Annotated in this window: 18 protein-coding genes; 14 read left to right on the top strand and 4 right to left on the bottom strand. The window is 38.4% G+C overall.

The features are described from left to right. Window positions 1-31 precede the first annotated feature (31 nt). Complete coding sequence (locus BM015_RS19005; protein WP_090662519.1) at window positions 32-1,861, top strand: cytochrome c oxidase subunit I; 1,830 nt, start codon at window positions 32-34, stop codon at window positions 1,859-1,861. 20 nt (window positions 1,862-1,881) lie between these two features. Then, a complete protein-coding gene (cyoE, locus tag BM015_RS19000) occupies window positions 1,882-2,865 on the top strand; it encodes a heme o synthase (protein WP_090662515.1) in 984 nt (327 codons plus the stop codon). A gap of 116 nt (window positions 2,866-2,981) precedes the next feature. Here cyoE and BM015_RS18995 read toward each other — a convergent pair whose 3' ends face one another. Beyond that, window positions 2,982-3,719, bottom strand: a complete 738-nt coding sequence (locus BM015_RS18995) for an ElyC/SanA/YdcF family protein (RefSeq protein ID WP_090662513.1) — start codon at window positions 3,717-3,719, stop codon at window positions 2,982-2,984. A gap of 217 nt (window positions 3,720-3,936) precedes the next feature. Between BM015_RS18995 and BM015_RS18990 the strand changes: the two genes are divergently transcribed. After that, entirely contained in the window at window positions 3,937-4,737 is an 801-nt protein-coding gene (locus BM015_RS18990) for a glycoside hydrolase family 16 protein (protein ID WP_090662511.1), read from the top strand. A gap of 61 nt (window positions 4,738-4,798) precedes the next feature. After that, window positions 4,799-5,176, top strand: coding sequence for an RDD family protein (locus BM015_RS18985; protein WP_090662509.1), 378 nt, complete (start codon window positions 4,799-4,801; stop codon window positions 5,174-5,176). Here BM015_RS18985 and BM015_RS18980 read toward each other — a convergent pair whose 3' ends face one another. Continuing rightward, window positions 5,177-5,917 carry an SGNH/GDSL hydrolase family protein gene (locus tag BM015_RS18980; RefSeq protein ID WP_218148565.1) on the bottom strand — a complete coding sequence of 247 codons (741 nt, stop codon included), beginning with the start codon at window positions 5,915-5,917 and terminating at the stop codon, window positions 5,177-5,179. Between the two features lie 96 nt (window positions 5,918-6,013). Between BM015_RS18980 and BM015_RS18975 the strand changes: the two genes are divergently transcribed. Next, window positions 6,014-7,243 (top strand): NADP-dependent isocitrate dehydrogenase, encoded by a 1,230-nt coding sequence (locus BM015_RS18975; RefSeq protein ID WP_090662507.1) that lies wholly within the window; start codon window positions 6,014-6,016, stop codon window positions 7,241-7,243. Window positions 7,244-7,312: 69 nt separating this feature from the next. After that, a complete protein-coding gene (locus tag BM015_RS18970; RefSeq protein ID WP_090662549.1) occupies window positions 7,313-7,639 on the top strand; it encodes a DMT family transporter in 327 nt (108 codons plus the stop codon). A gap of 41 nt (window positions 7,640-7,680) precedes the next feature. Here the strand turns inward: BM015_RS18970 and trxA are convergent, their stop codons facing one another. Further along, a complete protein-coding gene (gene trxA, locus BM015_RS18965) occupies window positions 7,681-7,977 on the bottom strand; it encodes a thioredoxin (protein WP_090662505.1) in 297 nt (98 codons plus the stop codon). 161 nt (window positions 7,978-8,138) lie between these two features. On the opposite strand from trxA, the gene BM015_RS21440 reads away from it, so the two are divergent. The 8 genes from BM015_RS21440 (at window position 8,139) to BM015_RS18930 (ending at window position 21,721) form a co-directional block, all read left to right on the top strand. Continuing rightward, complete coding sequence (locus tag BM015_RS21440; RefSeq protein ID WP_143075925.1) at window positions 8,139-8,321, top strand: hypothetical protein; 183 nt, start codon at window positions 8,139-8,141, stop codon at window positions 8,319-8,321. 106 nt (window positions 8,322-8,427) lie between these two features. Beyond that, window positions 8,428-8,844 carry a hypothetical protein gene (locus BM015_RS18960; protein WP_090662503.1) on the top strand — a complete coding sequence of 139 codons (417 nt, stop codon included), beginning with the start codon at window positions 8,428-8,430 and terminating at the stop codon, window positions 8,842-8,844. A gap of 424 nt (window positions 8,845-9,268) precedes the next feature. Beyond that, the gene (locus tag BM015_RS18955; RefSeq protein ID WP_090662501.1) at window positions 9,269-11,485 is read left to right on the top strand and encodes a DUF4954 family protein; all 2,217 of its coding nucleotides are present in this window, start codon (window positions 9,269-9,271) and stop codon (window positions 11,483-11,485) included. A 45-nt stretch (window positions 11,486-11,530) separates the two neighbouring features. Beyond that, entirely contained in the window at window positions 11,531-12,736 is a 1,206-nt protein-coding gene (locus BM015_RS18950) for a Pycsar system effector family protein (RefSeq protein ID WP_090662499.1), read from the top strand. Window positions 12,737-12,772: 36 nt separating this feature from the next. Then, complete coding sequence (gene ppk1 / locus BM015_RS18945; protein ID WP_090662497.1) at window positions 12,773-14,809, top strand: polyphosphate kinase 1; 2,037 nt, start codon at window positions 12,773-12,775, stop codon at window positions 14,807-14,809. Continuing rightward, complete coding sequence (locus BM015_RS18940; RefSeq protein WP_090662495.1) at window positions 14,806-15,669, top strand: SdiA-regulated domain-containing protein; 864 nt, start codon at window positions 14,806-14,808, stop codon at window positions 15,667-15,669. Before ppk1 ends, BM015_RS18940 begins: the two co-directional genes overlap by 4 nt. Before the next feature lie 19 nt (window positions 15,670-15,688). Next, entirely contained in the window at window positions 15,689-19,291 is a 3,603-nt protein-coding gene (locus BM015_RS18935) for a BamA/TamA family outer membrane protein (protein WP_090662493.1), read from the top strand. A 90-nt stretch (window positions 19,292-19,381) separates the two neighbouring features. Further along, window positions 19,382-21,721, top strand: a complete 2,340-nt coding sequence (locus BM015_RS18930) for a hypothetical protein (protein ID WP_090662492.1) — start codon at window positions 19,382-19,384, stop codon at window positions 21,719-21,721. Between the two features lie 56 nt (window positions 21,722-21,777). Here the strand turns inward: BM015_RS18930 and BM015_RS21935 are convergent, their stop codons facing one another. Continuing rightward, the gene (locus BM015_RS21935) at window positions 21,778-22,533 is read right to left on the bottom strand and encodes a 3-keto-disaccharide hydrolase (protein ID WP_245751502.1); all 756 of its coding nucleotides are present in this window, start codon (window positions 22,531-22,533) and stop codon (window positions 21,778-21,780) included. Between the last annotated feature and the right edge of the window lie 43 nt (window positions 22,534-22,576).

Raw genomic sequence — 22,576 nt, 5'->3', positions numbered from 1 at the left:
TTTTATTATAAAATATTAATATAGAATTATTATGAGTAACGAAGCCTCTATGCACGCTGATACAAGTGTGAATGTTCCGGTTGAAGTGCATCATCATGAAGAACACGCGCATCACCATCATCATGAAAGCTTTATTACTAAGTATGTATTTAGCCAGGATCATAAGATGATTGCCAAGCAGTTTCTTATTACCGGTATGATTTGGGCTGTAATAGGCGGCTTAATGTCTGTATTGTTCAGGCTTCAGCTTGGTTACCCCGAAGAGAAATTTATGTGGCTGCAGGATTTAATGGGGAAATGGTGGTTTGAGGATGGCCATTTAACCGCGCAGGCTTACTATGCATTGGTAACAACTCATGGAACTGTATTGATATTTTTTGTGTTAACGGCAGGATTAAGCGGCACTTTTGCCAACTTGCTTATTCCCCTGCAGGTAGGTGCGAGAGACATGGCTTCTCCTTTGTTGAATATGCTGAGCTACTGGTTTTTCTTTTTAGCCAGCGTGATTATGTTTTCAAGCATATTTGTGTCCACAGGGCCTTTCAGCGGAGGATGGACGGCCTACCCGCCTCTCAGCGCTTTGCACGATGCCTCTCCTGGTTCCCAGCATGGCATGGACCTTTGGCTGATAGCCATGGCGGTGTTTGTTGTTTCCTCTTTGTTGGGTGGCCTTAATTATATTGTAACTATATTGAATATGCGTACCAAAGGTATGAGCATGACGAGGCTTCCGCTTACAATATGGGGACTGTTCTTTACGGCCATATTAGGCGTACTTTCATTCCCGGTTCTTTTATCAGGCTTCATCCTGCTCATCTTCGACCGCAATTTTGGAACAAGCTTTTATCTTTCAGATATTTTTGTAGCTACCACTAATACGGCATTGCCAAACGAAGGCGGTAACGCTATACTGTTCCAGCATCTTTTCTGGTTCCTGGGGCACCCTGAAGTGTATATTATAGCCTTGCCGGCAATGGGTATAGTTTCCGAAATAATTTCGACCAATTCAAGAAAGCCAATATTCGGTTATATGGCTATGGTGGCATCTTTCTTTGCTATTGCCACGCTCTCTTTCCTTGTGTGGGCGCACCACATGTTTGTAACCGGCATGAACCCATTCCTTGGCTCCATATTCGTGTTGCTTACGTTACTAATTGCGGTACCTTCAGCTATCAAAGTGTTTAACTGGCTTACCACATTATGGCGGGGCAGTATCCGGTTTACGCCGGCCATGCTGTTTGCTATTGGGTTTGTAAGCATGTTTATTTCAGGTGGTTTAACTGGTATCTGGCTTGGTAATTCTGCTCTTGATATTCACCTGCATGATACTTATTTTGTAATTGCCCACTTCCATCTTGTAATGGGCGTTGCGTCCATGTTTGGTATGTTTGCCGGCATTTATCATTGGTTCCCTAAAATGTATGGCAGGTATCTCAATAACACACTTGGTTATATTCATTTCTGGATTACAATGATTGGCGCCTACCTCATTTTCTGGCCTATGCACTATGAGGGGCTTGCAGGTATGCCGCGCCGCTATTTTGATTATTCCACATGGGTTAGCTTTAACCAGTTTGAAGGGTTGAACCGCGTAATTAGTATTGTAGCTATTATAGTTTTTGCTGTACAGATTTTGTTCCTGTTTAATTTCTTCTATTCCATCTTTAAAGGAAGAAAAGTAACAACACAGAATCCGTGGGAATCAAATACACTTGAATGGACTACGCCAATACATCCCGGCCATGGCAACTGGGTTGGTGAAATACCTGAAGTACATCGCTGGCCATACGATTATGGTAAAGATGGCCGTAATTTTATACCGCAGAATGTGCCTGTGGGAGAAAATGAGGCTTCGCATTAATATTTTCAAACCATCATATTATGTCCCGAAAATTCTTCGGGACATTTTTTTTAACTGACATTTGCCGAGTGAAAATAAACAGTACAGAATCGTCGTATAACCTGGTTTTAAAAGTAAAAGATTATTTTCAGCTGATGAAGTTTACCCTAAGCTTTACAGTTGTTTTTACCTGTGTTTTATGCTATCTTATTGCACCTAATATAATTGAATATAACTGGTTTTATATTACCCTTTTGTTTGTTGCCGGATTAATGATAACCGGTAGCGCTAACGCTATTAACCAGGCGGTAGAAAAAGATACAGACGCTTTAATGAGGCGCACAGCCAAACGGCCTGTTGCCGCCGGCAGGATGAGTGTGAATGAAGCGTATGCTTTTGCTGCTGTTACCGGCATTACCGGCATTTTGCTGATGTATATTTTCTTTAACCCTGCCTCTGCCTTACTTTCTGCGTTTAGTATTTTTCTTTATGCCTTTATATACACGCCTCTTAAAAAAAGAAGCTCTATTGCCGTGCTTGTAGGCGCCTTTCCCGGAGCACTGCCATGCCTTATCGGCTGGGTTGCTGCAACAGGGCTTATTAGCCCGTTTAAAACATTCAGCGTAGATGGCATAAATTATTCCAATGCTGCAGGGTGGGTTTTATTTGCCATACAATTTTTATGGCAGTTTCCCCATTTCTGGGCCATAGCCTGGCTTGCCTTCAACGATTATGCAAAAGCAGGATTTAAATTACTGCCCTCAAATGAAGGGCCTACGAGGTTTACTGCTTTACAAAGTGTTTTATATGCAATTGCTATGGTGCCCGTTGGCATGTTGCCTTATTATCTTCACATAACCGGTTTTGTAAGTTTATGGATTGTGCTGGCTGCCAATATTTTTCTTTTAATTCAGTGCGTAAGGCTGTTGATTGAATTAAATGCAACAGCGGCAAGGCGGGTTATGTTCAGCAGTTATATTTATTTGCCTATCGTATTCCTTTCATTGCTGGCCGATAAAGTTTAAGTAATGTTTTGAGTTTAAGAAAATGTCGAATAATCGCTATAGCATTTTACAAAACCTTAAAACTTTTTAAACTGAATAAATTTTAATGAATTCCTTTACGCAGATATCAGTGCATATCATTTGTAAGCAGCTGTATCAATCCTTTTGCCCATAGTGCCCTGCATACGCTGCCAGAAATTTTCGCTTTTGGTAATAGGTATAAAATCTTTGTTATATGCTTTGCTATAATCAATAGCTGGATCAATCATTTGTGGTTCCATAGCTTTAAGCGTATCGAAAATAATAGGTATAATTACAACGTCAGGGCTCACTTTTTTATGTACAAAGCTTGTTAGCATTTTGGCCTGGAACGGATCTGTTGCAAGCCCTATTTTTTTAAACCCTAATTGTTTTGCCTTCTGATAGCCGTAATAAATATTTTCAGTACTGTGTTTGGCCAGCGTTTCAGTGTAAATATTCTTTTTCTTTATGCCGATGGCTTCCGCATATAAGGCCATAATCCTGGCTTCATAATAAGGTGTGTAAACAGACGACCCGGAATACATAACATTTTTGGCAATGCCATTGTCAAGAATATATTTTGACCAATAAACCCGCGCTTTCATAATATCGCCCCATTTACCGGCAGCCGTATCAAATGGAATACCCGGTACAATAATAATGTCGCATACATGCTGTTTTGAAGAATCAAGCATCCTTTTAGATGTTTTTGAAGAATAGGAACATCCGCACAATACAAGAAAGATCAATATAAAACTTACTGTTTTGCTCCTGGATAAATACATGGGAGAAATTTTATGGGCTGCCCCATGCCGCATTTGCACAATATGCCTGGCCACCGGAATTGTTTTCATTATATAGAAATTGCAACATGCATTCCAAAAACAATTATTTGGTGTTCACGGTGAATATAAATTTAATGCCTTGTTTCCATTTATGCAGGGCTTACGATTAATAGATCAACTTCACGAATAATATAAAGCAATCAGTTTATGGGCCTTCTGTTTCTACAGTGAGGCTTTTTTATTTATTATTGCCGTTTATTATCCGGTTAAACTTTAAGCTTGTTATATGAAAAAAATGTTCACTGCTTTTGTTAAATGCTCTGTTGCGTTTATAGGATGCTTCTTTTTCTTTAACCCGAAATTATTGGCGCAGCCAAGTATTCGAGATGTGGTTGGCGCCTCTGTATTTAAACTTGTTTGGGCGGATGAATTTAACCAGCCTGTTATTGATACAACTGCCTGGAACTTTGAAACCGGCGGCCACGGCTGGGGCAATCATGAGCAGGAATATTATCAGCGTGACAATGCTTCAATTGAAAATGGCAACCTTGTAATAACTGCGAGAAAACAACAGGCAGGTTTCAATAAATATACCTCGTCGCGCATGACAACTGAAGGCAAAAAAGAATTTTTATATGGCCGAATAGAAGCCCGTATAAAAATGCCGGTGGGCCAGGGTTTCTGGCCTGCATTCTGGATGCTCGGCGCGAATATTAAAACGGTTGACTGGCCGGCCAGTGGTGAAATTGATATTATGGAACATATTAATACAGATAGCCTTATTTATGGCACGTTACATTGGGATGATAATGGCCATGTTTTTAAAGGCGATACGATTTTATCAACGCCTGCACAATATCATGTGTACAGTATAGAATGGGATGCTTCATCTATAAAATGGTTTGTTGACAATACAGAATATTATAAGGCTGATATTACTGGCGGGGCCAAAACCGAATTTCATAAATCCTTTTTTATACTCCTGAATTTTGCCGTTGGCGGCGACTGGCCCGGGCAAGAAGTAAATGAAAGTTTATTGCCCGCAAAAATGTATATAGATTATGTGCGGGTTTACCAGCAGCAATAAGAACTTCTGGAAAGTTTCAAACTTTCCAAAAGTTTAAGATTTATTCTTTCAAATTTGCATTATGCAAAGAACCGGTGTTGGCATCAGGGTACTGAATTTTTTAGTGGACACTTTTCTGATCTTTGGAATTACTTATGCAGCCAGTGCCTGGTGGGATTTTCATGTCATGTATTGGCATTATCCGTCCATACAGTTCTATACCATGTTCTTTATCATGCTGTTTATTTACTATACCATTTTTGAATCCATATTTAAACGTTCACCTGGCAAATGGCTGAGTAAAAGCAAGGTGGCAAATAGCAAAGGCGGCAAGCCTGCCTTTTGGCAAATTCTTGTAAGAAGCCTTGTACGGCTTACTATTATCGACTGTTTTTTTATTCCTTTTTTTGATGGCCCTTTACATGATTACCTGAGCAAAACAACTGTAATTGAAGCCTGATTACTGCAATATTTTTTGTATTTGAGGCGCCAGCAGTGCCGCCCATTTTGCATATTCTTTACCTGAAGGATGCAATCCATCCAAAGCAATAAGTGTATTATCGTTTTCCGCTTCACGGGTAAGCGGTGTAATATCCGTATAGCTGATATTATAAGATAAAGTAACTGCCTTATTAATCATATTAAATTCATCAATTTCTTTACTTATTTGTGCCCTATCCATTTGCTGCGCAAAAGGCGTAACGCTGTAATCAGGAATGGAAAGCACAAAAACACGCTCTTTATTACCTGCCAGTTCAATAGCTTTTTCAAGGCATGCCGTAAAACGGGTTCGGTAACCTGCCGTGTCAAAATGCTGATATTGATCATTTACACCAATCAGTAAGCTTACCACATCAAAAGAGGATTGAGGGTTCTTTTGGATAATACCATCCAACAGGTTTTGAGTTGTCCACCCGGTTACGGCAATATATTCAGGATCACTAAAAGAAATAGTATCTCCGGTGAGTAAGGCAATTGTTTGGGCAGGAAATCGTTCAGCAGCGCTTACCGATTCTCCAATGGTATAAGAGTCGCCTAATGCAAGCCAGGAAAAATTGCCGGTATGAGACGTGTCATGCATGGGAGTATCATTATTACGAGGTGCGATATTGCCGGGATTTTCAGACTGCTTTATACAGCCGGTAATTAACCAAAACAGAGCCAGTTGTAAAACAGCTATTATATATATTTTTAAGCACATATAATACTTATGATGGAATATGAAAGAATGTTTTACAATAAGTTTTTAAAAATAATCAAAAGGCTATTTTTGCGAAAATTAAAAAAATAAGAAAAGATGCCTGAAAAAATTAAGGTTGCCAACCCCGTAGTAGAGTTGGATGGCGATGAAATGACACGCATTATTTGGAAGTTCATTAAAGACAAACTGATCCTTCCTTATATTGATGTTGATATTAAATATTATGACCTTGGTGTTGAACACCGCGATGCCACTGATGACCAGGTTACTGTTGACGCTGCGAACGCCATTAAACAATATGGTGTTGGTATTAAATGCGCTACCATTACGCCCGATGAGGCCCGTGTAAAAGAATTCAGCTTAAAACAAATGTGGAAGAGCCCTAATGGCACAATCCGTAACATTTTGGACGGCACTGTTTTTCGCGAACCCATCGTTTGTAAAAATGTTCCGCGACTTGTTCCCAACTGGACTGCGCCTATTTGCATTGGCCGTCATGCATTCGGCGATCAATATCGTGCAACCGACTTTGTTACCAAAGGCAAAGGCAAACTTACCATTAAGTTTGAAGGCGAAGATGGTAATGTAATTGAACATGAAGTATATAATTTCAAGGGCGATGGCGTGGCTTTAGCCATGTACAATACCGATGAAAGCATCCGCGGTTTTGCCCGTGCCTGCTTTAACCAGGCTATTATGAAAAAATGGCCTTTATATCTTTCTACAAAAAATACTATTCTTAAAAAATACGATGGCCGTTTTAAAGACATTTTCCAGGAAATTTATGAGAATGAATTTAAAGCAAAGATGGATGAACTGGGCATTACTTACGAACATCGTTTAATAGATGATATGGTAGCCAGCGCATTAAAATGGCATGGCGAATTTGTTTGGGCTTGCAAAAACTATGATGGCGACGTACAGAGCGATACTGTTGCGCAGGGTTTTGGCAGCCTTGGCTTAATGACTTCCACTTTGGTTACGCCCGATGGTAAAACCATGGAAGCAGAAGCTGCACATGGTACGGTTACGCGCCACTATCGCGAGCATCAGAAGGGCAGGCCAACATCAACCAACCCTATTGCATCCATCTTTGCATGGACACGCGGTTTGGAGTTTCGCGGCAAGCTGGATAACAACCAGGAATTAATTGATTTTTGCCATGCACTGGAGCAGGTTTGTATTGAAACGGTTGAAAGTGGCAAAATGACAAAGGACCTTGCCATCACTATAAAACCAAAAGTAGAACACGGCACAGATTATTTATATACTGAAGAATTTTTAGAAGCGCTTGACCAGAACCTGAAAAAGAAGCTGGGCAAGTAATTAAAGACGTATTACTAACAGCAAGCCTTCTTTGTTATGAAGAAGGCTTTGTTTTTTAAAAGAGAAAATATGAACTGGATTATTTTAATTATAGCAGGCCTGTTTGAGGCTGGTTTTGCATTTTGCCTTGGCAAAGCAAAACAGGCAACTGGTATGGATGTTTACTGGTGGTATGGAGGATTTTTGATTGCGCTAATCATCAGCATGGTATTACTGATTAAAGCAACGCAAACTTTACCAATCGGAACAGCTTATGCAGTGTGGACCGGTATTGGCGCTGTGGGAACGGCATTGCTTGGTATCCTGGTATTTAAAGAGCCTTCCGATTTCTGGCGTTTGTTTTTTATTGTAACGCTTATTATTTCTATTGCCGGGTTAAAGTTTGTATCGCATTAGGTTTGGATGACTCACAATTCACCACTCACCATTCACAATATTCATGCTGATTGATTAAGCATGTTCAGCAAACTGCTTTTATCAATCATGCCCGGATGCCGCCATACAACGTTTCCATTCTTAAAGATCATAAAGGTGGGAACGGCACTTACATTATATTGAGATGCAATCTGCCGTTGTTTATCAATGTCAACTTTTACCACACGCACTTTGCCTTCAACTGATTTGGCTACATCTTTTATCACGGGCTCCATAGCTTTGCACGGGCCGCACCAGGTAGCAAAAAAATCAACCAATACCGGTTGCTGTGATTGAATTAATTGCGCAAATGATTCCATAAAATTGTTTTTAATGTTGTGATGATGAAAGCTTCAAATTTCCTTTAGATTTATATCAATAATTGTGCATTTTATATTTAGACTGACATAAGGTGTAACCGGCTGTAAACTTTAGTGCATAAAGCCATCTTCATTTCTTATTTTTCCATAAACTTTTTGCAATGAAAATCCCGGCATTACTAATGCTTGCTTTAATGTTTACAGCGCCGCATGATACAGGTGAAAATATACTTGCCAAAATGCATGCAAAATATGCGGGTAAATGGATGAAAAGCTTCAGCTTCACCCAAACAACGGAAAGCTATCGAAATGATAGTTTAATTAAAACATCCACCCTGGTATGAACATATTATTTATCCTGATAAATTCCGCATAGATTTTGGCGATAAAACCAGCGGCAATGCAGCCATTTTTACACCCGATTCTGTTTATAGTTTTCGGGGCGGCAAATTGCAAAATATATTCAGCAATGATGATGATCTCACTTTCATTTTAGGTGGCATGTACTTTCATCCGCTGGATTCTGTAAAAGCCATATTTGGAAGGCTGGGCTATAACCTCAGCAAATTTTATGAAAACGATTCTGTATATATTATTGGAGCGGATAGTATTAATGAAGCAACCAACCAGTTTTGGATTGATAAACACAAACTCGTTGTTGTTAGATTTATAAATTATTCACATGGCGAAAAAGAAGAAGGCTACTTTTATAATCATAAACAGTTTGGCAGCAGCTGGAGTGAAACGGCCTGCGATTTTTATGAAAACGATAAACTTATTCAAAAGGAGATATATCATGATTGCAAAGCCAATGCGGTCATTGATTTAAAAATATTCAACCCGCATAAATTTATTTTAATTCCATGAGAAGGGACGCTGTCAAGCACTTTGAAGAGTGTTGACTGCTTGTGTATCACCCATTAAATAAAAACTACTTCTCTTCATCAAGATCGAAATCCTTTACTTGCTGGTTTAAATTTTTAATCCATTTTGTCCATATTCTAAAAGATAAAAGAATTAGTTGGCACACAACCACTGAGCTAAAGACCAATAGCAGCGCTTTTTCTTTTGTAAAAGTGATTACTGATGTGAAAAAAATAATTATTGAGAGGCTATACAGGCAAGTGATAATTATTGAAGAAATAGAGAGTTGCTTTACGCTCGTTAAATAATTCTGAATTATTGAGTCGCAGGATGGCAATTTAACTAGCGGGCAACATTAATTTGTTTTAACAACAGTATGGTTTACAGTTTTTAAGTTTGCATTTTCTAAACATGTACATTCATTGCCATGGCAAAAAATGCAATCATAAAAACACCTATAGAAAAGCTTGGTTATAATTTTATAAAGCCGCAGTTTTTACCGGAAGGGGAAGATGAATATTACCTGCGTAACCTGCAAAACCGCAGCGGCATTAATTACCGTAATCTTACCGCTTATGAAATTGAAGCGCTTGTTAAAAACCGCAACGCCAGCGACGACTGGAATAAGATTTTAGTAAGCGATGCTTTCAACCCGGAACTGGTAAAGAACTGCAAGTTTTTTGGCCTTGTGCGTATTGGCAAACTTGAGCCATATTTTCTTGAGTTCAAGGATATGAAATATGCGGTTGGATTGTATAACTCTAATATTGTAAGTTCAGATCTCGGCGATAATGTTTCCGTTGAAAATGTAAATTACCTGTCGCATTATATCATCGGCAACGAAGTTATTATTGCCAATACAAATGAAGTAGCCACAACCGATCATGCAAAGTTTGGCAATGGTATTGTAAAAGAAGGCGAGCCGGAAAGCATCCGCATCTGGATGGAAATATGCAATGAAAATGGCGGCAGGAGCGTAATACCTTTTACAGGCATGCTGCCCGGTGATGCTTATCTGTGGAGCAAATTCAGGGATGATGAAAGATTGTTGCAGCGGTTTAAAGAAATAACTGAAAAGGAATTTAAAAAAGAACGCGGTTATCATGGCAAGATTGGCGATCGCACGGTTATAAAAAATTCCGCTATTATAAAAGATTGCTGGATTGGCAGCGATGCTTATATCAAGGGCGCTAATAAATTGAAAAACCTCACCATACATTCATCTGAAGAAGCACCAACACAAATTGGAGAAGGTTGTGAACTGGTAAATGGCATCATCAGCAAAGGCTGCAGGATATTTTATGGTGTGAAAGCCGTGCGCTTTGTTATGGCAGCTCATTCGCAATTGAAGTATGGCGCAAGGCTCATCAATTCTTACCTTGGTAACAATGCCACCATCTCCTGCTGCGAAGTATTGAATTCACTGATATTTCCGGCACATGAGCAACATCATAACAACTCATTTTTATGTGCTGCTTTGGTGATGGGACAAAGCAATATTCCCGCAGGTGCAACTATTGGTTCCAATCATAATTCAAGGGCGGCAGACGGTGAAATTATTGCAGGCCGCGGGTTTTGGCCTGGCTTGTGCGTAAGCCTTAAACATAATTCAAGGTTTGCCAGTTTTACCATGCTCGTTAAAGGCGATTATTTGTATGAACTTGATATTCCGCTGCCTTTTTCATTAATCAGTTTAAATTATAAAAATGATACGCTTGAAATAATGCCGGCTTACTGGTTTATGTATAACATGTATGCACTGGCGCGTAATGAGTGGAAATATAAAGACCGGGATAACCGTACAGAAAAATTCCAGTTGCTGGAATATGAATACCTGGCGCCCGACAGCGTGAATGAAATGTTTGCATCGTTGCAATTGCTTGAGTTATTTACAGGAAAAGCGTGGTACATAAAAAACAATAAGAATGATATTAATGATGATGAATGCATACAAAAAGGCAAACAATTATTGCAGCAGAATGATACAGTTATTAATGAACTGGAAATTGTGGCAACTGGTTTTGAAAATTCAAAACGTAAAACAGTTATAAGAAAAGCACAGGCTGCATATAATGCCTATAAAGAAATGATCCTGCATTATGGCCTGGTGCATTTAATTAAGTCTGCAGAGGCAAATGAAATAACGGATGCATCAAAATTTTCAAAGGCTTTCAGTGAAGAAGGCCGTAATGCAAAGTGGTTAAACATTGGCGGACAGTTAATGAGCGAAAAAGATGTGGAAGTGTTGAAGGAGCAAATCAAAAATCAAACAATCAATAGCTGGGACGAACTGCATGAAGCGTATTATAATGAAGGCAAAATTTATCCATTCAAAAAAGCGCAGCATGCATTGGCTTCCCTGCTTGAAATTGAAAATATACAGCCTGAAAATATATCTGATAAAAAAATTATTGAATGGCTTGATAAAGCAGTATTGATTAATGAAGGCATTACAAAGCGCATTATTCAATCAAGAAAAAAAGATTATACAAACCCGTTTCGCAAAATGGTATATGGTTCAGAGGAGGAGATGAATAATGTAACAGGCAGCTTTAACAGCAATAGCTTTATAAAACAGAAACAGGAAGAACTGGAAAGCTTCCGGCAGCTTGTTCAAAAATTAAAAATGAAGTTTAGGGTTTAGTGCTAAACATATTTCTTTATTATTTTCAGTTACAAATTTTCCCGCATGAATTACAGGATTCTTTTAGAACAGGTACAAAATCATGTTGAACAATTATTTAAAACGCCTGATGCATCCAATCTTTTATACCACAATTTAACGCATACGCAAAAAGTTGTTGAAGCTACTACGCAAATTGCCAATCATTATGCATTGAACGATCATGATTTTTTTATTGTGATTACGGCTGCCTGGTTTCATGATATTGGTTATTTGCACACAACAGCCGGCCACGAAGAAATTGGAGCCGATGAAGCAGCCGCTTTATTAACAAGGCTTGATGTAAGCGATAGTATAATCGAAAAAATTAAGCATTGCATATTAGCTACAAAATTGCCCCAGCATCCAACAAACCTGCTGGAAGAAATAATATGTGATGCCGATTTATTTCATTTTGGAACGGATGACTTTACAGAGAACAACAAGCGCATGCGTAAAGAGGCCAGGCTTCTTTATCACAAAGATTTTACAAAAGAAGAATGGCGGAATAAAACAATAGAACTGCTTAAAGCACATAATTATTTTACAGAATATTGCCGTAACAGGCTAAATGCAAAAAAGCTGGAGAACATGGAGCGGTTATTGAACCAGCAATATAAAACTGCCATGAAAAACAACGATGAAGAACAGGCTAAGCCTGATATAACGGGCATTAGTGAAAACAATAAATCGAAGAATGAAAAGCGGCCGGACCGTGGAATAGAAACGATGTTTCGTGTTGCATCAAGCAATCATCAAAAGCTGAGCGATATGGCCGACAATAAATCACATATTCTCATTACCGTTAATTCAATTATCATATCTGTGGTGGTAAGTTTGCTCTTGCGTAAGCTTGATGAGAACAATCATCTTACTATTCCCGCCATATTATTATTATTGGTGAGCCTTGCCACCATTGTTTTATCTATTCTTGCAACAAGGCCTAACATATCAAACGGAACATTTACGCAGCAGGAGCTGAATAATAAAACAACTAATCTTTTATTCTTTGGCAATTTTTTTAAAATGAGTTTGGATAGTTATAAAGAAGGCATGTTGCAAATGATGGGGGACCGTGATTTTTTATATGGCTCGCTGATAAAAGATATTTATGCGCAGGGAGTGGTGTTGGGCAGAAAATACAAACTGCTGCGTGCCGCCTATAACATATTTATGTTTGGATTGATCGTTTCTGTTGTGGCATTTATTATAGCTGCAACAATCGACAGTTAGTTGCACACAGTTATCATAAACTTTATCTGTTTATTAATGACAGAATCAAGATTTTTCAGCAGGGATATAAGCTGGCTTTCATTTAACGAACGCGTTTTGAATGAAGCGCTGAATGAGCAATTGTTGTTAGGCGAACGTTTAAAATTCCTGTCAATATATTCTTCCAACCTGGATGAATTTTATCGTGTGCGTATGCCTGTGCTGATGGCGAAAAAAATATATGCATTAAACAAAAAAACAACCAGGCCTGAGTTGCTGGATGCCGCCTCGGAATTTGATGAAGCGAGAAATATTATTCATCGCCAGCAGGAATATTACGGCGATATTCTTGTAAACAAATTAATCCCCTTGCTGGCTGAGAAGAAGATAACCTGGCTGTATGGAAAATCCATTCCTGAATGGTTAAACAATACATTGCGGCAATATTTTTTTTCAACGATCGCTGCTTTTTTACAAGTGAATTATCTCTCGGAAAAATCAAACTTCTTTCCTCAAAATAATAAACTTTACTTCCTGGTTTCTTTTGATAACCTGCATGAAGATGCAGCCATTATAAACATTCCTTCAGACGAACTGCCCAGGTTTTTTTCCGTTGAAAAAGATGAACAGCGGTATATTGTTTTTATTGATGACATTATAAAACAAAATCTTCAATATCTTTTTCAGGAAAAGAAAATTGAACATTGTTTCAGTTTTAAAATTACGCGGGATGCAGATTTATTTCTTGAAGATGAGTTGCCTGAAACACTTGCGGAAAAAATTGAAAAACAGGTAACAAAAAGAGATTTTGGCAAAGCAACAAGATTATTATATGAAAGACAAATTCCCTTGCGGCAATTACAGCTTTTATGTAACCAGTTTAAAACAGCTGTCTCCAATACTATTGAAGGCGGCCGCTATCACAACCTCAAAGATATTATGGCTTTGCCATTGCCAAAATATTTGTTCGATGTAAAACAACCTTCAATTAACCTGCAGTTAATTGATAAAACCCTGCATGGGCTTATCCTTGAAAAAGACATTATGCTGCATACGCCTTATGATAATTATGATACGGTGCTGCGTTTTTTTAATGAAGCTGCGATAGATAAGCAAACAGAAGAAATTTATATTACGTTTTATCGCATTGCAACCAATTCAAGGATTGCGCATGCATTAATAACCGCTGCAAAAAATGGCAAAAAGGTTTTTGTATTTGATGAACTCAAGGCAAGGTTTGATGAAGAAAATAACCTGCGCTGGGCAAAGAAAATGAAAGCTGCCGGCGTAAAAGTTATTTACAGTATTCCCAGGCTTAAAGTGCACGCCAAGATTGCATTGGTAAAGAAGAGAGGTACAAAACACGTAGCCTTATTAGCCACGGGTAATATGAATGAAACCACTGCAAAAGTTTATACAGACCACCAGTTGTTCACGGCACACAAACCAATAATACATGAGCTTGAAATGCTCTTTCATTTCCTGGATAAACGAAAAAAGCCTGGCATAAATGATGCTTTATCATTTGAACATTTACTGGTGGCACAATTTAATTTGCAGCAAAAATTCCTTGCTTTGATACAGCAGGAAATAGATAATGCAGTAAATGGATTACCGGCTTCCATCTGCATCAAGCTTAACAATATTGAAGAGCAAACTTTAATAAATAAGTTATATGAAGCATCAAATGCAGGTGTAAAGATCAATTTAATTGTTCGCAGTATTTGCTGTCTGATTCCGGGTGTTAAAGGCATGAGCGAAAACATTACTGTTAAAAGAATTGTTGGCAAATATCTTGAACATGGCCGTGTATTTATATTTCATAACAATGGCGATATAAAAGTTTTTGCCGGCTCTGCAGATTGGATGAACCGGAATATTTATACGCGTATTGAAGTTTGTTTCCCTGTATATGATGAAGCTATTAAACAGGAGTTGATCGACATAATAAATATAGAGTGGAGCGATAATGTGCAGGCTGTTTATATAAATGAGTATTTAAACAATGTACCTGTTGCAGGAAATGAAAACGAGAAACCTGTAAATTCCCAACAGGCTATTTATGATTATCTAAAAGAAAAAACCGGCGTATGAAAGGATTGTGCAACTATATACTGTTTTCGTTAAGCGTATTGATAGCTTGCGGGCAGCAGGCGCAAACAAATAATGCCCAAAGCCTGTTCGCCGGGCATTATGATGTAAACAAACCTCAAAAGGTTTTTAATATGCCAAAGGAATTGGATGAAATTTCAGGCATAACATTTCACCCAAAAACATCAAATATTATTTATGCTGAGCAGGACGAAGAAGGAAAAGTATTTGTATATGATTTGAACGATGGCAGCGTACGCAAAATAAAATTTGCCGGCAAAGGTGATTATGAAGATATACAACTGCTCAATAATTATATTGTTATGCTGCGCAGTGATGGGGCTTTATATACATTTCCTTTTAATGATATGAATGCAGAAGAAACTGACAACACAAAAGAATTCAGGCACATTTTACCTGGTGGCGAATATGAAGGTTTATATGCCGATAACCCCGCTTCAAAATTGTATGTGCTTTGTAAGAGCTGTAAAGAAAAACAGGATAAAACAACAACGGTTTATATACTGTCGATGGATAATAATGGTAATGTAAAATTAGAAAGTAACGCAACTATCAATGTAAAAGCCATTGCTGAAAAAGCAGGGCTTAAGAAACTGAATTTTCGCTCGTCAGCATTGACAAAAACACAGGATGCTAATGAATGGTTTATTCTTTCTTCGGTTAATAAACTTATCGTTCGAACGTCGGCTGATTTTACTGTGAAAGAAACATACAAGCTCGAAGCATCGCTCTATAACCAGCCGGAAGGCATTGCGTTGGATGCTGCGAATAACCTATATATTTCAAATGAAAAAGGGAATAGTCAATCAGCAACCATTATAAAAATACCATACCGTAGGTAGCGTAAAACAGGTAAACATTATGATGAAATTTTTACTATCATCTTTTTTCATCGCAACAGTTGCAACAGCATACACACAGGATAGTATTTCGCACAGAATAATCTTTGTTGGCGATGCCGGAGAAATTGATAACCAGCAAAACAATGTTATTGGCAGCGCTGCACAAAAAGTACTTCCCAATAAAACAACGGTTGTGTATGTTGGCGATAACGTTTATCCCACGGGCATGGGCTTGCCAGGCAGTAAAGAAGAAGAACAAACTAAAAATATTTTACGGGCGCAGTATCAGCCTATGCGTGGTAATAACGCGGCTGTTTATTTTTTGCCGGGCAATCATGATTGGGACAGGATGGGCGGGAACGGCCTTGCCAAAATGAAAGCACAGTGGCGTTTTATAGATCAGCAGAATGACAGTTTATTAAAAGTTGTTCCACCGGATGGCTGCCCCGGCCCTTATGAAATCAGCATCAACGATCATATTGTCATTATTGCATTTGACAGCGAATGGTGGTTATTCAAACATGATAAAACAAATGCAGAAGCCGATTGTGATTGCAATACAAATGATGAAGTAATTTCAAAACTGGAAGAGCTTTTTTATAAGAACCGTTATAAAACTATCCTGCTTGCAGATCATCATCCCTTTAAAAGTTATGGCCATCATGGCGGTTACTATGGCTGGAAAGACCACATCTTTCCATTAACTGCCGCCAATAAAAGTTTATATGTTCCAATGCCGATTGTGGGTTCATTGTACCCGCTGCTGCGTAAACTGTTTGCAAATCCTGAAGATGCAATCCATCCCTGGTATAAGGATATGATCAGCCGCGTGAATAATGTGTTTGATACTTTTCCAAACCTCGTGCATGTTGCAGGCCATGAGCACGGCATGCAGTTTATTAAAGAAGCCAATAATATACAGGTGGTGAGCGGCGCAGGCGCTAAAGAAGCGTTTGTAAAAAAAGGTAAACATTCCATGTATGCGCAAAAAGCGCCGGGCTATGTTGTTGCCGACCAGTTACTCGATTATAGCGTAAGGTTTACTTATTATGTTGCTGAAACTGATAGCGGTTTTAAAAATGTTTTCAGTTACACTTTTAATTATACACCAATAAAGCAACTGGAAGAAGCCGCCATCAATAATATTCCTGATGATAGTACTACAGTGGCTACTCATCCTTCATACGATTCTGTCAGCGGGTTTCATCGCTGGTTGTTTGGTGAAAATTATCGAAAGGAATGGTCTGTGCCAACCACATTACCGGTTATAAAAATATCTGCTGAAAAAGGCGGTTTAACACCCACACAACGTGGCGGTGGTCATCAGTCTTATTCATTAAGGCTGGAAGATAAAGATGGCAAAGAATATGTGTTGCGCAGCGTGAATAAATATCCGGAAGTCTTGCTGCCACAGGCTTTGCGCCAAACGTTTGCCGGCGATTGGATCAATGATGCCATGAGCGCCCAGCATCCATATTCTGCGCTGATAGTGCCGCCGTTGGCTGATGCAGCAAACGTACCGCATACCAATCCTGAAATTGGATGGGTAGCGCCTGATAAAAAATTGGGCATCTACGCCAACACATTTGCCAATACGGTTAACCTGCTGGAAGAACGTGAACCGGAAGGTGAGTCGGACAAAACAGAAAAAATGATGCGTAAGCTTATTGATGATAACGATAATAATTTTGATACGGCACTTTTTTTACGTGCAAGGCTATTAGATGTTTTGATAAATGACTGGGACCGCCATAATGACCAATGGCGCTTTGCTTATAACAAAAATAACAACGGTGGTAAAACTTATTTTGCTGTGCCAAGAGACCGCGACCAGGTTTTTTATGTGAATGAAGGTTTGCTGCCGGGCGTTTCTTCACTGCCCTGGTTTTTGTGGTTTATGCAGGATTATAAAAAACTACGCAGCATTAATGATTTTATGTGGGAAAGCAGGGATTTAAACAGCCGCTTTTTAAACCAGTTAGATCATGCACAATGGATGAATATTGTAAACGATTTTGTTACGGCAGAAAACGACAGCGTATTAAATACAGCTTTGAAAAGATTGCCTGCAAGCGCTTACAATATCCGTTACAGCACCTTATTGAAAAATCTTCAAAACAGGAGGGCCGTATTGCCTAAAGCATTTGATGAATATTATTTCTTCCTTAATAAAATTGTGGATATACAAACATCGGATAAGAATGAACTGGTTGAAATAAAAGATACTTTAAATAATAATGTTCTTGTTAGCATTCACAAGCTTTCAAAAGAAAGAAATGTAAAGCAGCAATTATATTATAAGTCGTTTGATCCATCCATTACCAAAGAAATAAGATTATACGTTAATGATGGAAATGATAGCATTGTTTTCAATACGTCTAACAGAAGAATATTAATAAGGGTTATTGGCAGGGGCGATAATAAAACATATAATGTAGAGCAGGTAAATAAAAAACCAATTATTTATAATTATACCAATAATGTAAACATTTCCGGTGATGCCAATAAATTACGCAGGCATTTTTCAAACGATTCAGCCAATACTGCATATATCCCTGTTGATTTGTATAACAGGTGGCAGCCATTGCTTGTCGCCGGTTATAATATCGATGACGGCATAATCCTTGGCGCCGGCTTTAAATACACGCATAAAGGTTTTAGGAAAACGCCGTGGGCCAATGTGCAGCAATTTGGCGTGGGGCATTCTTTTTCAACAAGAGCTTTCAGGATTGTTTATAGCGGCGAATGGAAAGATGCAGTTGGTAAAGCAGACCTGTTATTAAATGGTGTTGCAAAAGCGCCTGACAATACACAGAATTTTTTTGGCGCAGGTAATGAAACTGCATTTGATAAGACCGGGGATTATAAAAAATATTACCGGGCGCGTTTTGATTTATATACGGCAAATGCAGCCTTGCGCTGGGGCAATAAAACAAGTGTTACAATTGGGCCGTCATTCCAATATTATCGTTATGATGCAGATGAAAACAAGGGCCGGTTTATTGAACATATATCGCAGTTAAATACTTACGATAGTGCTGTTATAACCGATGATAAATTTCATCTTGGTGCAGTTATAAATTTTACAAGCGATTCAAGGGATAACAAAATGCTGCCCACTTTTGGCGCATATATAAATGTCCGCATGCAATCGTATGCCGGACTGAATGATTATTCAAATGCATTCACGCAAATAATTCCGCAGGTGGCGGTTTATAAAAGCATTACCAACAGTGGCTCTGTAGTGCTGGCAAACCGGCTTGGCGGTGGCGTTACATTTGGCAAGCCTGCTTTTTATCAGTTACTTTTTTTGGATGGAAAAGATAATTTATCCGGTTACAGGCAATATCGTTTTGCAGGGCAGCAAATGTTATATAACAATACGGAAATGCGTATCAAGGTCGCAGATATTGCAAGCTATGTTTTACCGGGGCAGTTTGGTTTGCTTGGTTTTTTTGACGTGGGGCGGGTGTGGGTTGATAATGAAAACAGCGCGAAATGGCATAACGGCTTTGGCGGTGGAATATATTTTGCACCAGCCCAATTGTTTTTGTTGCGTGCAACATTGGCTTATTCTGAGGAAGGCTGGTATCCATATATTTCATTTGGGTTCAGGTTTTGAGCATGAATAAGACATCTTGTCGTTTTTTTAATAAAAAGTAAAATTTGCACAGTATTTATTATTTATTCTACTCATTTAGAATAGCAGACCATGCAGCACCAGGTAGTTCATATTTTTCCTTCAGATGATTTTTTGAATGATGATAACACACGTGTTTCCTTTAAAAAATTTGTTGAATTTCTTAATAAAAAAGCAAATGAAGACGATTCGCTCAAATCCAAATTTTTCAAGTTTGTATTAAAGCATTTTAAACGCTATCCTGAACTGCTTAAGACAATAAGCATTTACGATTTAAAACACTATTCCAATCTTTTTAATTTATTGGAAGGCGTTGTGCTGCCACATCTGTCAAATGAAAAAGATTTTGCACTGGCACTGGGCGTTCCTTTTAATCCCATATTTTTTTTAGAAACAGAAGCATTCAACCATCTTCTTCATAATAAATCTTTTGATGTTAAGATGGAATTTGCCGAGGAGCGAAAAGAGCTGATCCAATTCAGGCAACTAAAGAAAAAATATGAACTGATATTAGAGCGGTTGTATGATTTTCAGCCGCTGGTGCAGGAAGAAATGGTGCATGCGCGGGTGGATAACGAGACGCATCTTACCCGGTATTTTAACTTAAACATTAATAACCGTTTTGTTGAAGTTGAATATACCGGCGAATTACCTGAAATTAATATTAACCAGGTACAGCAGCAGTTATCCGATATAGATTCTCTTAAAGAACTTGAAAGAATGTTGCCACTTTCAATGTTCTCGTTTTCCGGTTTTTCAATAATCACCACAAAAGATATTACAGCAAGGTATGCGTTGCATAAAATGCGCAGTGCCATCATTAAACACAATCCTGATGATTATAGTGCAACGTATGGAAATATACTTGAACTGCTCATGCAGTTATGCGGAAGGCCGCATATTACATTTGGTTTATTGCCTTTTTTGAAATTGAATGACAGATTGGTTTCTTATTATGGAAATTATGCACACAGTATTTTAATTAATATTTCCAAGAAGTTGGATATTCCTGAATCAACTTTTGTTGAATGGATAAACAAGTATTACGAACACCCGAAAACACTTATTAAAAAAGAGTGCGCTTTTGAAAATGAGCATGGTGATGGTGTGTATAAAGCCTTCAGGCAAATGGGTTATGCGGGTTATATAATCACCCCTGTGTTTTACAATAATGAAGTTGCCGGTGTTTTGGAAATTGGAGCAAAACACGCGGATCTGATAGATGATGATCTTGTTTCGAGAATTGATGCTGCTACCCCAATCCTTGGCCAGTTAATGCACCAGACACAAACAGATTTTGCTGCTGGCATTACTAACGTTATCAGGCAAAATTTTACTGCTGTTCAATCATCGGTATTATGGAAGTTTAATGAAGTAGCCTGGAATTATATTAAAAATGCCGATGCTGATTCAGTAAGGAATATGGAAGAAATACGTTTCGACCATTTGCATCCGCTGTATGGTGCTATCGACATCCGCAACTCCACCATTGAAAGAAATAATGCGCTGCATAACGACATGCGTTATTATTTTAAGATGGTAAAAAACTTTTTAAAACAATTACATATACAGAATGAAGCAGTCATTAATGAGTTGACGGATGAAGCCAATAGTTTTTTGGAATTGCCAGAGTCGTCATTTACAGGTAATGAAGAAGCATTGATAGATAATTTTATGGAGAAACTCGACGCTTACCTGCAGCAAATAGAGGGTGACGAAATGCATAATAAAAACCTCATCAATACTTATTACCGGGATATAGATATGAAGCACGGGAAAGCCTATAAAAGCAGGCGCGTGCTCGAAAATTCAATGCAGTGTATCAACTTCATTATTTCAGATCATTTTTCAAAGATGCAGGAAGAACTGCAAAAGAAATATCCTATTTATTTTGAGAAGGTAAGAACGGATGGTATTGAATACGACATGTACCTGGGGCAATCCATTTCGCCTCAAAAACCTTATCAGAAAACCTACCTGAATGAACTAAGGTATCTGCAGCTTGAGAACATGGCTGCGGTTGCCAAACTGGTGCATGCATCTGCGCAGTCCCTGCCTGTTCATTTGCAAACAACACAGCTTATTTATGTAAATGCATCTTCAATAGCCATTACTTTCAGAATGGATGAAAAGCGGTTTGATGTGGAAGGCGGTTATAACATCCGTTATCATGTTATAAAAAAGCGCATTGATAAAGTGCTTATAAAACAAACCGGCGAAAGGCTTACGCAGCCTGGAAAACTGGCTATTATTTATACACAGCCACAGCATGAAAAAGAATATACAGGTTATATACAGGAATTGCAGAAAAGAAATATTTTGAAGCCAACCATTGAATTATTGGAATTAGAGCAACTGCAGGGCGTAAAAGGTTTAAAGGCAATTCGCGCTGAAGTAAACCTTGGAGTGTAACAGTTTTAATAGAACCCGTATTCCATATTAACGCATGCGTTTGCAATAAGAACCGCTTACTTCAATTCCTTTATTTTAATGCTGCGATAGCTAACTTCATCACCATGGTCCTGTAAAAGAATATGGCCTTCTTTTTCTTCGCCAAAGTTTTCCCATATTTTATATTTGCTTATCGCCACAAGGTCTTTAAATTCTTTTGAACCACGTTCGTATTCCAATACTTTAATACCATTCAGCCAATGCTCCACATGATTGTTGGGGTAAACGATTATTCTTCCCCAATTCCACTTGCCGGGCTGGTTAAAATATCTTTCACTTTTGTTGGCAGGGATCATATCATATAAAGATGATAATGTCCTGTTGCCATTTCTGCCAAGCTTTGCATCGGGGTGAAGCTTGTCATCCAAAACCTGGTACTCCAGTCCAATAGCAGAACTGTCGCTTTTTTCGTTGAGTGTTACAAAATATTTTACACCGCTGTTAGCGCCTGGCGTTAACTTAAACTGGAATGTAAGATCAAAGGCGCTATACTCATTTAATGTAACAATATCTCCGCCATTCTTTCCCTGCTCACCATGCGATTTTAAAACAGTTATCATGCCGCTGTCAATTTTCCAGCCATGATCAGGAAACCTTTTTTTAAAAGCGCCGCGCCAGCCATTTGAAGTTTTGCCATCAAACAATAATTTCCATCCGCTACCTGCTTCGTCTTTTGAAAGATTATTGGGTATGGTATTTACAATAAAAACATCTTTTGGAAAAGCCTTTGGCGTAAGATCGCTTGTTTTAATCTTAATATTTTTCCAATACATTTTTTTACCCGCCATTGAAGCATTCGAAACGGCATGTACCTGC

The sequence above is a fragment of the Parafilimonas terrae genome, assembly GCF_900115755.1.
Classification (GTDB): Bacteria; Bacteroidota; Bacteroidia; order Chitinophagales; family Chitinophagaceae; genus Parafilimonas; species Parafilimonas terrae.
This window is presented reverse-complemented; position numbering and strand designations above follow the sequence as displayed.

Coding starts and splice junctions, on each gene's coding strand:
- ppk1 (WP_090662497.1), top strand. CDS start 12,773: ATGACAGAATCAAGATTTTTCAGCAGGGATATAAGCTGGCTTTCATTT.
- trxA (WP_090662505.1), bottom strand. CDS start 7,977: ATGGAATCATTTGCGCAATTAATTCAATCACAGCAACCGGTATTGGTT.
- BM015_RS18955 (WP_090662501.1), top strand. CDS start 9,269: ATGGCAAAAAATGCAATCATAAAAACACCTATAGAAAAGCTTGGTTAT.
- cyoE (WP_090662515.1), top strand. CDS start 1,882: ATGTCCCGAAAATTCTTCGGGACATTTTTTTTAACTGACATTTGCCGA.
- BM015_RS18975 (WP_090662507.1), top strand. CDS start 6,014: ATGCCTGAAAAAATTAAGGTTGCCAACCCCGTAGTAGAGTTGGATGGC.
- BM015_RS18940 (WP_090662495.1), top strand. CDS start 14,806: ATGAAAGGATTGTGCAACTATATACTGTTTTCGTTAAGCGTATTGATA.
- BM015_RS18930 (WP_090662492.1), top strand. CDS start 19,382: ATGCAGCACCAGGTAGTTCATATTTTTCCTTCAGATGATTTTTTGAAT.
- BM015_RS18935 (WP_090662493.1), top strand. CDS start 15,689: ATGATGAAATTTTTACTATCATCTTTTTTCATCGCAACAGTTGCAACA.
- BM015_RS18980 (WP_218148565.1), bottom strand. CDS start 5,917: ATGTGCTTAAAAATATATATAATAGCTGTTTTACAACTGGCTCTGTTT.
- BM015_RS19005 (WP_090662519.1), top strand. CDS start 32: ATGAGTAACGAAGCCTCTATGCACGCTGATACAAGTGTGAATGTTCCG.
- BM015_RS18995 (WP_090662513.1), bottom strand. CDS start 3,719: ATGAAAACAATTCCGGTGGCCAGGCATATTGTGCAAATGCGGCATGGG.
- BM015_RS21935 (WP_245751502.1), bottom strand. CDS start 22,533: ATGTATTGGAAAAATATTAAGATTAAAACAAGCGATCTTACGCCAAAG.
- BM015_RS21440 (WP_143075925.1), top strand. CDS start 8,139: ATGAAAATCCCGGCATTACTAATGCTTGCTTTAATGTTTACAGCGCCG.
- BM015_RS18970 (WP_090662549.1), top strand. CDS start 7,313: ATGAACTGGATTATTTTAATTATAGCAGGCCTGTTTGAGGCTGGTTTT.
- BM015_RS18950 (WP_090662499.1), top strand. CDS start 11,531: ATGAATTACAGGATTCTTTTAGAACAGGTACAAAATCATGTTGAACAA.
- BM015_RS18990 (WP_090662511.1), top strand. CDS start 3,937: ATGAAAAAAATGTTCACTGCTTTTGTTAAATGCTCTGTTGCGTTTATA.
- BM015_RS18985 (WP_090662509.1), top strand. CDS start 4,799: ATGCAAAGAACCGGTGTTGGCATCAGGGTACTGAATTTTTTAGTGGAC.